Origin of the sequence: Paenibacillus sp. WLX1005, assembly GCF_046603685.1 — a bacterium.
Lineage (GTDB): Bacteria > Bacillota > Bacilli > Paenibacillales > Paenibacillaceae > Saccharibacillus.
This window is the reverse complement of record NZ_CP176756.1, coordinates 3067321-3080594: the sequence shown is the minus strand read 5'-3', so window position 1 is coordinate 3080594 and position 13274 is coordinate 3067321. Positions and strand designations below refer to the sequence as shown.

Annotated in this window: 9 protein-coding genes; 7 read left to right on the top strand and 2 right to left on the bottom strand. The window is 38.7% G+C overall.

All coding sequences use genetic code 11. The features are described from left to right. The first annotated feature begins 42 nt into the window (after positions 1-42). From glgA to ACE3MZ_RS13115, 3 genes are all read left to right on the top strand, one after another. A complete protein-coding gene (gene glgA / locus ACE3MZ_RS13125) occupies positions 43-1473 on the top strand; it encodes a glycogen synthase GlgA (RefSeq protein ID WP_411342614.1) in 1431 nt (476 codons plus the stop codon). Between the two features lie 417 nt (positions 1474-1890). Further along, entirely contained in the window at positions 1891-4281 is a 2391-nt protein-coding gene (locus tag ACE3MZ_RS13120; RefSeq protein ID WP_411342613.1) for a PAS domain S-box protein, read from the top strand. A 264-nt stretch (positions 4282-4545) separates the two neighbouring features. Continuing rightward, positions 4546-5508 (top strand): ABC transporter substrate-binding protein, encoded by a 963-nt coding sequence (locus ACE3MZ_RS13115; RefSeq protein WP_411342612.1) that lies wholly within the window; start codon positions 4546-4548, stop codon positions 5506-5508. A 294-nt stretch (positions 5509-5802) separates the two neighbouring features. On the opposite strand, the gene ACE3MZ_RS13110 is transcribed toward ACE3MZ_RS13115, so the two are convergent. Further along, entirely contained in the window at positions 5803-7032 is a 1230-nt protein-coding gene (locus ACE3MZ_RS13110; protein ID WP_411342611.1) for an MFS transporter, read from the bottom strand. 866 nt (positions 7033-7898) lie between these two features. Beyond that, positions 7899-9026 (bottom strand): tyrosine-type recombinase/integrase, encoded by a 1128-nt coding sequence (locus tag ACE3MZ_RS13105; RefSeq protein ID WP_411342610.1) that lies wholly within the window; start codon positions 9024-9026, stop codon positions 7899-7901. A gap of 493 nt (positions 9027-9519) precedes the next feature. Here ACE3MZ_RS13105 and ACE3MZ_RS13100 point away from each other — a divergent pair, with 493 nt between their 5' ends. The 4 genes from ACE3MZ_RS13100 to ACE3MZ_RS13085 all read left to right on the top strand — a co-directional run bounded on the left by ACE3MZ_RS13100 (position 9520) and on the right by ACE3MZ_RS13085 (position 12557). Beyond that, a complete protein-coding gene (locus ACE3MZ_RS13100; protein ID WP_411342609.1) occupies positions 9520-9738 on the top strand; it encodes a hypothetical protein in 219 nt (72 codons plus the stop codon). A gap of 803 nt (positions 9739-10541) precedes the next feature. Continuing rightward, positions 10542-11063, top strand: a complete 522-nt coding sequence (locus tag ACE3MZ_RS13095) for a hypothetical protein (protein WP_411342608.1) — start codon at positions 10542-10544, stop codon at positions 11061-11063. Between the two features lie 352 nt (positions 11064-11415). Then, complete coding sequence (locus ACE3MZ_RS13090; protein WP_411342607.1) at positions 11416-11874, top strand: hypothetical protein; 459 nt, start codon at positions 11416-11418, stop codon at positions 11872-11874. After that, positions 11871-12557 (top strand): hypothetical protein, encoded by a 687-nt coding sequence (locus tag ACE3MZ_RS13085; RefSeq protein WP_411342606.1) that lies wholly within the window; start codon positions 11871-11873, stop codon positions 12555-12557. The genes ACE3MZ_RS13090 and ACE3MZ_RS13085 overlap by 4 nt, the downstream gene beginning before the upstream one ends. The last annotated feature ends 717 nt before the right edge of the window (positions 12558-13274 follow it).

Here is a 13274-nt window from a genome sequence, read left to right as displayed (position 1 = left end):
TGCTTGCTGGCGATACTGTTACATCCAAAAGGAGGATTTTGCATGAATATTTTATTTGCAGCAGCAGAAGCAAACCCTTTTATTAAAACAGGTGGGTTGGCAGACGTGATCGGTGCGCTGCCCGCAGCGTTGAAAAAGGAAAAATGCGATGTACGCGTCGTCATACCGCAATATTCCAGCATTAGTGAAGCGATTCGCAATCAGGCTACGCTGGTAGATGTTGTGCAGGTACAAGTAGGCTGGCGCAGTCAATATTGTGGCATCAAGCAATTTAAGCAAGACGGGATTATTTTCTACCTGCTGGACAATGAATATTATTTTGGACGTGAAGGCATTTATGGATACGATGATGACGGTGAACGTTTTGCGTTCTTTAGCCGGGCTGTACTGGATATTTTGCCAGTTATCGATTTCCAGCCGGATATTATTCACACGCATGATTGGCATACAGGCATGATTCCATTGCTGCTCAAAGCACAATATCAGGCTTTGCCGTTTTATTCTAATATTCGTACGGTATTCACGATTCATAATTTGCTGTATCAAGGTGTATTTCCTTATTCGATTTTGGGTGCGTTATTTGGACTGGATGATCGTTATTTCCAGGCAGAAGGAGTCGAGTATTATGGCAATGTGAATTACCTCAAAGCGGGTGTTGTTTTCGCTGACCGGGTAACTACCGTTAGTCCTACATACGCCGAAGAGATCAAAATGCCGTATTACGGTTATGGTCTGGACGGTTTGCTGACTTCGCTCGGCGGTCGTCTGCGTGGTATCGTGAACGGCGTGGACACGAAAAGTTATAACCCTGCTACCGATCCGTATCTGAATGCTCATTATCGCAGTGCTACCAATAAACGATTGCAAAATAAAGCAGCATTGCAAGAAGAACTTGGTTTACCTGTAGACGCGAGTGTTCCCGTTGTCGCGATGGTTACGCGCCTCGTCGAATCCAAAGGGTTGGATCTCGTCACTCGTGTGCTGGATGAACTGCTTTATTACAATAATGTACAATTCGTACTGCTCGGTACAGGCGAACAGCAATATGAAGACTGGTTCCGCGGAGCCGCGTATCGTCATCCTGAACGGTTGGCAGCGGAAATTCGGTTTAGCGAAGGGGTAGCCCGCCGGATCTATGCCGGTAGCGATATGTTCTTGATGCCATCGCAATTTGAACCATGTGGTATTAGTCAATTGCTGGCACTGCGTTATGGAAGTATTCCCATCGTACGCGAGACTGGGGGTCTGAATGATACCGTGCAGTCGTACAATGAATCGACAGGCGAAGGCAATGGCTTTACGTTCCACTCTTACAATGCTCATGACATGTTGTATACGATCCGCCGTGCAATCTCTTTCCATGAACAGCCGAAGCACTGGAAACAAATTATGAAAAATGCTATGAGCGGCGATTACAGCTGGCAAGCATCCGCACGTGAATATCTGGATGTATATCAGGAAGCACGCTTATAATTTGAATGAACGTTGTACGATGAGTTAGTATCATATACGGAATAATGAATAAGAAAAGGATCTTTCCTATTGAATGGAGAGATCCTTTTCTTATTCATTTCAGATATTTGAATTCCAGCTAGGATATATATATATTATTTGTTTACAAGAATATCGCGAACAATGTAAAATGAAGAAAAGCTTAGATCATGAAGTATATTGCTGCATCCTGAATATGTATAATAATGGACAGCGTCAATTTTATTGTTTTTTGTTTGTCTATTTGCATATCAGGTGAAAAGAATACAGTAGCATGAATCGTATATTGTTACCTTGTACAAGATGCATATAGAGAAGGTCTGGCTGAAATACGATGCTGTCCATGATAGTATATGTATAAATCAGTGTAACCGTTAATCATAAGGAGCCTACACACATATGGAAGACATCATAATCAGTAAACAGGAATATGATGAGTTCATTCGACTCAAGCAAAGTTATCAAAATATAATGAATTACACGGACGATATCATTAGTCATCATCGCTTGGATGCTGGGTCTACGTATACGGCAGTTTCACCTGCGTGTGAGAAACTGATGGGGTACACAGCGGAAGAGATGGTCGGTACAGCCGGTTTCGATTATGTTCATCCTGAAGATCGGCAAGTTCTGATTCATCAGCTGCGTAACGGTTTGCAGCCAAATGTAGCAATAACGCTTACCTTCCGTAATTTGCGCCGGGATGGAACGTATTTCTGGGCGGAATCCGTCTGCCGTTTGGTATTGGATCAACAAGACAATCCGATCGAAGTACTAGCGATTACACGCGATATTAGTGAACGGCGCGAAAATGAACGTCGATTAAAAGAAAGCGAAAGTCGCTACAAATCTTTGTTTGATTTTAACCCGCTTGGTATTCATGCTCTTGGTCTAGATGGTGCTTATTTGTCCGCCAATACTAGCTTTGAGCAGATTCTTGGGTACAAAGAGGAAGAGCTGGTCCAAGGCAAGTTTCACGCCTTGGTCGCACCCCATGATCTTGATTATACGGTGGAACGGTTTGAGCAGGCGAAGCAAGGACGGCCGCAATCGTATGAAATCGAGACGATTCACAAAGATGGTCATAAGGTGGATGTAGATGTCACCAATGTACCGATCTATGTGGAAGAAGAATTAGTTGGTGTGTATGCGATTGTGCAGGATGTAACTGAGCGGAATGAACAGATCGATCAGATCTATAAGTTAAGCAATCAGCAGGAACTTATTCTGAACTCCGTTTCAGAAGGTATTTTCGGTGTCGATCTGGATGGACGGACAATCTTCGCCAATCCATCTGCGGCACGTATGCTTGGTTATGATATTAGCGAAATGGTAGGACAAAAGCAGCTATTGGAATTTGAACAAAGCGGTCCAGATGGAAGTCCGATCATCTCAGGTGAGACACCGATCTGGCAGACGTTACATGAAGGCTACACGTTGGAGCGGGATGAAGCGGTATTATGGCGCAAAGATCATACGAGTTTTCTCGCATCCTATCGTGTAACACCGATTGTGGACCATGGTGTACGTGTCGGTATGGTTATTGTATTCCGAGATCGTACGGAAGAAAATCGGATCATTCAGGCACGTGAAATTGCGGAGCAGGCTGACCGTGCCAAATCAGAATTTCTAGCGATTATCAGTCATGAATTGCGTACACCTATGAATGGTATGATCGGTATGATGGAATTGTTAGCGGAAACGTTGGAACAGGACGTACAGAAAGAATACGCTGGTATCGTTATGAACAGTAGCAACGAACTACTGAAGATCGTAAATGAATTGCTCGATTTTAGCAAAATCGAAGCGGGACGGATGGAATTGGAATACGAGGCTGTACATCTGGGCGAGCTATTGACGCAGGTAGCCGAATTATTTGAACCGGTAGCCGCTGAGAAGCGTATCAGCATTGTAACGGAGTTGGATCGTCATCTGCCACAAGCGATCATTAGCGATGGGAGTCGCTTACGGCAGGTACTTGTTAATCTGGTCGGCAATGCTGTCAAATTCACGGAAACAGGCGGTGTACACATCGCAGCTCGCTGCATCAACCAGCCTGATCCAGAGAAGCTCGTGATCGGATTTACAGTTAGAGATACCGGTGTTGGCATTGCTAAGGAAGAACAATCACGACTGTTCCAACCGTTCTCGCAGATTCGTAATCAGTCCCGTCAACATTATGGAGGAACAGGTCTTGGACTATCCATTTGTAAAAAGATCATAGAGTTGATGGGCGGCGCGATTGATGTACAGAGTCAACAAGGAGCAGGCGCTACCTTTTCCTTTACGATTGCACTAAATGCTAGCGATTATCCAGAGATTCAGCCGGGCATGAATGAACCGGACAAACTGTACTCTTCTCATGAAGCCAAGTATGGTCCATTACGTATTCTAGTAGCCGAAGATCATGATATTAATCGCAAGCTATTGTTGACAATTCTGAAACGTCGTGGATATGAAGCAGATATTGCTCGTAATGGGGAAGAAGCTGTACAGCAGGCGACAAAGCATGATTATGATTTGATCTTTATGGATGTGAATATGCCAGTGTTGGACGGTATGGAAGCAACGCGTCATATTCGAGCTATCGGGCATAATCCTGCACTGCCCGTTATTGTAGCAGTAACTGCATTTGCACGAGACGAAGAAAAGGCGTTCTGTCTGGAAAGTGGCATGCAGGATTTTGTATCCAAACCGTTGCATGTTCAGGATGTGGAGCAGCAATTGGATAAATGGTCGAGCATTATTCATGCGTATCACAACAATACGTTGGAGAATGATCACCTTTAATTGTTTACCCTTTTCAGTGATTGGATTTGGGGTGAGTTTTATCGTGAAAATTGTTCTCTCATTTGATTCAAAATAGATAAAGGACAAGCTCTGTATACTTGTTATACAAAGGCTTGTCCTTTTCGTTATGTATTGTCTGGAAACTATATACTTGTTGTATACAATTAAATTGAAGGTTTACATCATCGCTTGAACGCGTTATACTGTCAAGGCTGATAATAATTCTCATTATCAGCGAGTATTAGAGATAAAGGGGACGGGAACATGAAATGGCAACAATGGGCAAAGCACATACTGATCGGAGGAGCATGCGTAGCACTGTTAGCAGGCTGCGGTAATGCAGGTAACAGCCAATCTTCCACAAACAGCGCAACGAATACAACAGCTACAACGAACGGTATTTCCATCCAGCACGATATGGGCACAACCGAATTGCAACAACCGGCACAACATGTAGTCGCACTAGAATGGTCTTTTGTAGACGATTTACTTGCACTTGGAATTACACCGGTTGGGATCGCAGACGATGATAAAGATAAAGTGATAGAGAAATTGGCTGGCAAACCGATTGAATATATGCCACTTGGTACACGCGAAACACCAGATCTGGAGAAAATTGCTGGGGCAGCACCCGATCTGATCATCGCGGATACAGATCGCCATTCCAAAATCAAAGCACAGCTGGATGCGATTGCACCAACGATTGTATTGAATAGTCGTAAAGGCTCCTATGACGATAGTTTGAAGGATTTTGAAATCATCGCCAAAGCGGTTGGTAAAGAAACGGAAGCGACAGCGCGGATTGAACAGCATAATCAAACAATGGTTGATCTAAAAAAACAGGTCGATAACATGAAAGATAAAAAAGTGCTAATCGGTGTCGCTCGTAAAGACGGCTTTAACGCTCATACAACCGCCTCGTATGCAGGGGAAGTATTGCAGGATATCGGTTTTGAGAATGTAGTGGAAGGCACAGAGAAAGAGCCTTACAAAGATGTGAATCTGGAAACAATCACGTCCATCGATCCAGATATTATCTTTATCGCTACGGATGATTCGGAAGCTATTACCAATGAGTGGAAAACGTTACCGGTATGGCAAAACCTGAAAGCCGTGAAGAACAACCACGTCTATATGGTAGATCGCGATATCTGGACTCGTTTCCGCGGTATCACGCCAGCAGAAAGAATCGGACAGGATGCCTTGAATTTTCTAAATGGCAAATAATCTGAATAGCAAATAAGTCGTACAGCTTCATTTTCATGCAGAAGATATCTTGGATAACATTTATGTATAGATTCATATGAGAAAAACACATTGTATCGTTGAATGTGCATATCATTGTTTTTAATATGACTCATTTCTGTAGTTATTTAAAAGTAAAAGTAAAAGTAAAAGTAAAAGTAAAAGTAAAAGTAAAATGAGAATGAGAGTGAGAGTGAGAGTGAGAGTGAGAGTGAAAGTGAAAGGGGAAGCACCCGCCACAAGCGCAGAGGTGTTTCCCCTTTCTAATTTACGCAATCAAATATGCTGTAACTGTCTACGCTGGTACAACACAATCAATACATATGCCAATACGAAGGCACCAATCATCAGACAGATCGGAATACGTGGATCAAATGTGTATGCCCACCCACCAATAATACCGGCTGGGGATGTGATAAGCAGTATAAGTACGGATAGCATGGAGAAGATTTTGGCGCGTTTCTCATCGTCGATTGCATTGGCAACCGCCGCTTCCAAATAAGGGGAGCTGATCATCATCCCGACGGCAGAGATGACCGTACTAAGAGCAATCCAGCCGAGATGCGTAATCGGTCCAACAATGAGTATCAGGTTGGATAATACGGATAGCGCAAAGCCAGCCATCATTGCTTTGAATATGCCGTGCTCCGGGACACGAGGAGTGAGTAACCACAATACGATCAGCATCACGACCGAAGATACCGCCGGAACAAAAGAGATTAGATCGTTATCAATATGTAAATAGTCCGCCATGTAGAGCGATAAATACGTCGTTTTCAAAGTTGTTTGAAAATTGAATAGTACATATACGCTGAAGATGAGCAACAGTGCACGGCTGCCTGTAATTTCACGGATCGCTCCGGTATAATCGATCAGACTTTTCCGCAGACCGAGATCACGGGTTTCCTTCATTTTACGATAACCCATCTCAGTCTCACGTGTCGTTAGATGGCGACCGATGAATTGAAAAGTCATAAAAATAACGACCAATATGTACATAATTCGCGTACCCGGCACTAACCCGTACGCATACACTAACAAACCACCCAGCGGAGCGAACAGACCACCGATTACGCTAATAATCTGTAATAACGTAAATACATACGTCCGATCAGCAGGCTTCGTATCTTCTACGACCAGACAGTAAAAGGCGGTGGAGGGAATCCGCTGAAAGCCATTCACTAGCGCAGCCGCGACGAAAAACCAGACATTTTGCGATACTGCCCAGATCACACCCGCCATACTCCAACTAAGTAAGTCAAAATACAACACCGCTCGCTTACGCCCCATCCGGTCGGTTAGATATCCACTAATGAAGGAAGAGAACACCTGCACAATCAGACTGAGCGTCGTAATCCAACCAATCGCCGTCTCAGTTACACCTAGCTCGTACATATACAGCGTGGCATACGTCATGACCATGCTATACGGGATTAGAAAAAACGGTTCAAAGGCAAGGCAGCCGCGGCTGTTGCCTTGCAAGCGTGGAAACCAGTTACGCATCATAGTGTGTGAGTTCCTCCGATGTAAGTGAAATCGTAGATAGGATAAGGGTTTTTTCATCGTTCATTCGGTACAAGATCAGATGATTTCTTCGATACACAGATGGATGATCATCCCCTTGCTAAGGTGGTAAAAAGGACTCATTTGGACAGCGTGCCGATTTCGTGCCGACCAAGATCAAAAAGAAATATGATCCATAATCCATTGTAGTTCATTTTATTTTGTTTTAATGATCGATAGATATGTATCCTGTTAGGTTCACCTTGCTTTAACTGGCGATACAATGATTCCTTTTCAATAAGATAGATTGAGCCAGACACCTCCTATATTCAGAACTATTGTGCTTAATTTTAGCACGATAGCGGAGATTATCAATGTATAGCAGATATAAATTGTAGTCTCTTTTTTACAAGTGTTGTGAAGTGGAAAATAACCGAAGGAACAGTTCTATGTAGATGTTTTGTAGAGGTGTAATTCATATCAGTTATTGCAGATCATACCCTCGCTCGGCAGCTTTAACCGAAGCTTAAAAAAGATTGGAACTGCACGTAGAGTATCTTGAAGTTAGGAAGGGTTGTATAGTCGATTAGCATGTTAATTACCTCTATAGCTTTATTATCGTTGAATATGCCAAGAAGATATGAAAGTGGTCGATCTCAGTCTGAAATTATATCTCATACAAATTAATTTTATTCAGTAGCTCTATTAGACTTACCCTGAGGATTAAATAATTCTCAGGGTGTTTTTTATCCTCCCCAAGTACTCAAGGAACAGGGACAGTGCATGCTTTATGTTATGCGAATTAAACTGATATATAGAAATACAAATGAACTAAAATCCATATCACCTGTATACCGATTTCGTACCGATTAAGATATCAAAGGAACATAACGAGCAAATTTCTGAAGTTCATTCTCTTCGATTTTTTTCGTAATGGATAGGTACGTATCGGCGGTTGTTTTGATGGTTCGATGACCCAGACGCCGGGATACATAAAGTAAGCTTGCGCCAGATTCTAATAACAAGACGGCATGGGTGTGTCTAAAGCCATGCGTTCCTTTATATGCTACGCCTGCTTGTTTGCAATAAGATTCAAATGCCTCTCGAACGACCGATGGCATTAAATATTGACCCCATCCATTTTGGAAAATCAAGTTATCTTCATTTGGATTCAAGACGATCTTTTTTTGGGTTTCTTTAAACTGTTCTAAATAGTAAAGTAAGTCATCGTCCAGTTGAATAGTACGATATGAAGAATAACTTTTCAGTGACGTAATCGTTAGCTGATTGTTTTTATCCCGATTCGTCTGGCGCTGAATGGTCAATTGATTGTCAGACAGATCATCCCAGCGCAAAGCGAGCGCTTCGCTGATTCGCAAGCCGGTACGACTTAAAAATAACGTCAGAGTATAGTATAGTGGATAGTTTTTGAAGCGTTTAGGTTTATACTGCTTCATGAACTCTAGAAGCTGATGAAGTTCATGATAGGTAAAGTATTTTACTTTTGGTTTGGAATCCACGGTATCTTTGATTGGAACACGAAGACGATCGGCCGGATTCTTTTCTAAAATTTCCAGCTCATGAATACAGAAATGAAAAATGCTTTTTAACGTACTGAGGTATTTAGTACACGTTTTATGGGCATACCCTTGATCAACACAATCTTGTATCCATTCTTTAACATCCAATCGACGAATTTTGAATAATTTCATGTGACCAAATCGAGGTAAGATATGAAGTCGCAATGTGACTTCTAGCTGCTCTGCACTAGAGTCTTTTAATTCGTTTTCTTTGTGGCGAAACCATGAATCGACGATTTCTTCAAACAAGAGATGACGTTGATTGAGAATATGTCCATAGTAAATTCGTTCTTCTACCCGATGGGCTTCGATTTCTGCTTCTTTTTTAGAACGAAACGTTCCAATACTCTGTTCTTTGCCATCACGAGAAACGCGTGCTTGCCATTTACCACTCGGAAGTTTTCGAAAGGTCGCCATAGATCATCATCCTTTTACGATGTGATAATCGGGGATGTGAATCACCCGATGGCTCCCAGTGTTATTAAATTCATCTTCATAGCTGCTTGTGATTGTGTATACGACTATATCTTTGATAGATCACTATACTGTGCTACACATATAGAAACTTCGAAATCGTAACAAGCAGACGGGGCTTCGTGAAACGATAACGTAGTGTTGGGAACTGTTGTTCTTAATTTTAGCATGAGAATAGGGACGCCTCAATCTGTTAATAAGTAATATTGCTAGGTATGCGACAAGATTATACGCAAGTAGTAAGAAAATAAGCTTCTATGGGCATGAAATATGATTAATTTTATTAATCCGACAAAAAAAGACAAAAATTTAAAAAAGAACATGGTAATATAACTTTTGGCTTAGATCATTAGAAATAGTTTTGGAAGTTGCGCTAAAGGGTTTGGAAATCTAATGCTTTATAAGCAGGATAAGTCATAAGAAAAAGGATGAAAATATGCGGAAACAGAACATACGGATGATGACCTTAACAACGGATGAGCAACTATATAGTGCTGCGCGATCTGGGATTGAAGTGACGATTTATATTGAAGAAGAAGATTATACAGGGAAGATCTTGGAGTATAGTGATGGAACAATTAAGACAGCAGAGGGATTTTATATACTACAAAATTGTGTGGTGAAGACTAGAGAGAATTATTTTTCAGCACTTTAAATGCAAGGGGTAGATTGGGACTAATTATGTTATGTGATGAAAGAGGTGGGTATATGTTGCCTTTTTTGTTCAGCCCATATTATGTGTTAAATATTGTGATCATTATTTGGATTTGGAGTATCGGATACACATTCTCAATAGCTAAGCGAAAAAAGGTCTTTCAACTGGGCATGGCTGTCTATAGCTTTTGGGCCATTGATTCCATTTCTATTGACTATTCTGCGCAGTGCCTATTTTCGACACATTAACAAAGAATATCGATTTGTTGCATATGTTTATGATAATGCAAGCTGGAAGATGGATCGTACCAACCTTGATGGATTTTACTTTAAAATGTTGAGAACTCATAAGGATTTAGATATTAATTATGTAGAATCTATTGTGAAGCGAGCTGTTGAAGAAAATAAAAATATAGCTTGGAGGATGGCATATATCGATTATGGCTTCATTCGTTATTTCTTTAAATGTGAATCTTATAATGAAAATAATAGATTTAAAAGTCATAAACAATGATGTGATGAATGGGCATAAGCTTGGCAGCTATAATGGTAATATGGTGCATTATTCTCCTTCTAATCGCTGAGACATTTTATAAGATTTCACATGCTAAGCTTCTGCAATTTCAAGAAGCTATACACTTATATAAGCTTCGATTATCTGAAAATGAAGATGTTCTATAAAATCTGTACTATCCATTAATTAGAGTAATCATAGAAAAGTAATATAATGCTGGCTTGTGATTTCGAACAACAAGATTAATAGTATAGTTTTACATTGATTTACTAGGAGGATATCAACATAGAATGGAAAGAAAAATACTAGAATTTTATGAAGAAAAAGTTTCTTCAAAAGGTGTAGTTATTTCTAAAATGAAGTTCATTCATGCTCTTTCTAATGTGGCGATTTTTATCTTTATGGGAATTTTTGCCGTTCTTATAGTAGCATGGATTTTTTATCAGTGTAATCCTGAAAATTATTTGCTACTAATTGTTAGTGTAATCGTATATATTGTGATCGCAATTGTAGGTTTATTATCTACAATAAAAATTTATAGATACAAGGCTGCTAGAATTTTGAAAAATGAAGGAGTTCTCAGAGTAAACCCAACAAATTGGTCGGGACAAGTTTTTGAAGAATGGCAATTCTATAAAGTAAGAGACAAATTAATCGAAGAAGATATACTTGATCCCAAAAATGTGGAACGTTTAATTATTAATTTGAAAGGCAGACTCCCTAAAATCCAGAAAATTTTTTTTGTTTTACTGAGTGCCACATTAGCAGCATTCATTCCTAATTTCACTTTATATTTGATGTATATTTTATAAACAATCTGTTGGTCAAGAAACAATAATATTTCTGACTATGAATATTTTAATTTTTGTTTTACTGGTTACAAGTCTATTTATTGTCAAGCGTTATCAAGAGATTAAACAAGAATTTTCTAGTGACAAAAATCGCATGATTAAAGACTTGATAATTATTTTAGAAAATATATTATATACACTGAAATAGTGTATGTCTATATACTTGGAAACAATCTAATTTGTTTGGGAAAACAATTATACTGTTAAAGTAAAATATGTTTAAGGAATACGCAATCTATTTAAAAGTAACATCATTTGAGTTTCTTGCTTAAGATTTTCTTATCAAATTAAATATTTTTAGAGGGGGAGTAGAGTGGATTCAATATCTTTTTTTATACAAGGTGATAGCGAGGGATTTATAAAATTTGAATGTCCTTTTTGTAAATCTGATTTTAAATTGCAGGCAAATGAATATCAGAATGACGGGACAACAATCAATCTTTTTTGTCCTTATTGTGGATTAACCTCAGAAAAAGAAGATTTTTATCCTGAAGAAATATTGAAACAAATAGAAATTTTGATTACCAATTATTATCATGAAGAATTGAATAAAATGTTTGCGGGAATGGCTAAAAGTATCAATTCTGGAGGTAAAGGTATGGTTAAAATCGATTATCAGCCTTTAAAGAATGTGAACCTGCCAGAATTAAAAGACAAGTATACAGTTGAAAAAGAACTATGTTGCTTATCGTGTAGAAAAGAAGAAAAGGTTTTATATCTAGCTGGTATTTCAAAAGTATATTGCGCATATTGTGGGGTTGATCTTCCGTGATTTTAGCAGAATATAGAACTTTAAGTTTAGATTTCAGAAAAGTTTCTAGCAACATGTTAACTGCAAGAGCAGATATAGCGTTAATTGAACTGAAAAGGTTTAAAAATTTTATAGATAATTCTCCTATTATAATACAGGTACTTCAGAAACAAATATCAAATGTAAATTTTGATTTTCGTGATTGTTTTCAAAAAGAAATGGACGGTTATCGTTACTATATTGTTCCTCCTGTAGAAGAAGATCTTCATCTTAAAGCACAGTATGATTTTTTATCTCATTTATGTTCTGATTATCGAGAAATCAAAGGCATAGCACATAAATTTGTATTTAAAACGGGAAAATATGATGACATTGTTAGGGAGTTTCTAGAAAGAGCATTTAAACCTCTCGTGGATTTTATTGTGAATTCGCTTACTAAAACGATTCTAATTTTAGAAGGAGAGCAACCAATGAAAAATAATATAACGCAGAACATAGCTCATAATTATGGTAATGTAAATGCTGCTGGTAGGGATGCTGTAATGAACATACATTCAGCAGGTGAAAGTATTGAAGATATAAAAGCACTAATTCAAAAACTTATCCCTACAATTACCAATACTCAACTAACAGCCGAGGAACAAGAATTTTTAATTGATGACATGGAAACAATAACTGAACAAATTGAATCATATTTCACCTAAAATGACGAGATTAAAAAAAGCCTATGATGGTGTTAAGAAATTTGTAAACAGTATAAGCGGTGGAGTGGTTTCAGCAAGTTTATTGTTAGCAGATTGGAATACACTTGTAGATAAAATTGGAGAATTGATAGGTAAATCGTAAGTCTATTATAAAATTTTGAAAAATGTTAATCAATTTTGTATGATAACTTTTAATTTTGTTTGACTTTAGATTTAGATTGAGATTTGAATCTTCGTTGTGGCTATTAAATCTCGAATATGGATTATATAGCTTTATGAATGCAGGCAACTACGTTTTTATAACGTAGTTGCTTTTTTATACATCAAAGGTAAACTATACTGATTTTCTATTTTACGACATTATTCGCTATTCACTTATCCACTTAGTATTCCGTTGTATTTAGAAGGGATAATTTGGAACATGAGGACTTAATATACATATTAGTAAAGTGGACGAGCTGTTCTACTTGATATCTAGCTCAATTTAAACATAATAAGAAATAACTTTAATAGTTTAATTAGATTAATCAAAGATGAAGTCAAATCCATTAATGTTGCACATTTAGTTGGTTGTCATAACCGGCTGCTTGTTTTGTATATTTTGCAAGTATTTCTTATAACTTTACTGTGTCAGTGATAAAATCGATAGCTAAAAAATGATACATCATGGTCAATAGACAGCTAGATTGATTGTATTACACTATCTTTAACATACTT